Annotated in this window: 1 protein-coding gene; it reads right to left on the bottom strand. The window is 62.4% G+C overall.

The window, feature by feature from the left end:
• Nucleotides 1-184: 184 nt before the first annotated feature.
• The gene (locus N1031_RS20395) at nucleotides 185-751 is read right to left on the bottom strand and encodes an IS3 family transposase (RefSeq protein ID WP_259481793.1); all 567 of its coding nucleotides are present in this window, start codon (nucleotides 749-751) and stop codon (nucleotides 185-187) included.
• Nucleotides 752-853 lie beyond the last annotated feature (102 nt).

Below are 853 nucleotides of genomic sequence, written 5' to 3'. Positions count from 1 at the left end.
CTCACCCCACACCGCCACCCTCTTCGGCGACCGGGGCGAAGTGCTCTACCACGGCAAGACGAAAAGACTCTTCACCCCCGCCCAGAACCGCGCCCTCGCCGCCCGAGACGGCGGATGCGTCTGGCCCGACTGCGACCGCCCACCGTCCTACTGCGAAATGGAGTTGCCCTGGTTTGGCGGACTGTTATTGATTGAGTTTTGCGTACTCGGTTGGCGTGCGGTAGCCGAGAGCGGAGTGCAGTCGGCTGGTGTTGTAGGTGTGGACGTATTTGAAGAGTCTCATCCGGGCCTCGGTGAGTGTCGCGGGTTGGCCGGCGGGATAGATGTCTTCGTTCTTCAGTGACGCGAACCAGGACTCCATCATCGCGTTGTCTTGTGGTTGTTTGCGTTCTCCGATCGAGGCGCGGAGCCCGTTGTCGTGGGTCAGTTGCAGCCATTCCGCGGAGGTGAACTGGTAGCCGCGGTCGGAGTGGATGATGCATCCTGCTGCGGGTCGTCGAATACGGATTGCGTCGGCCAGAGCTTTCATCACGGTCGATGGGGTTTCGTGATCAGCGACGGCCCAGCTGATCACTTCACGGTTATGAGAATCCAGGATCACCGCCGCGCGGAGCATCCCCTGGCCGGTGCGGATCATGGTCAGATCGGTGAACCAGATCTGGTTCGGCGCCGATCCGATAAAGCGACGTTTGACGAGATCACCGACCTCGGGGCGCCTGCTCGGCGGCGCCGACCGGGGCCGGGCTTTCATCTTCCCGCGCCGGGCTCGGATCCCATGGAGGCGCATCAAGGTGACGTCCCGCTGTGTGGTGGAGTTTCTCGACACCGTGCGGGTCAGCTGTTCTGATTATGC

Source organism: Herbiconiux moechotypicola, from assembly GCF_024979255.1.
In the GTDB taxonomy this organism is placed as follows: domain Bacteria; phylum Actinomycetota; class Actinomycetes; order Actinomycetales; family Microbacteriaceae; genus Herbiconiux; species Herbiconiux moechotypicola.
Note: the sequence above shows the minus strand (reverse complement) of the source record. Positions and strands in the feature narration are given on the sequence as shown.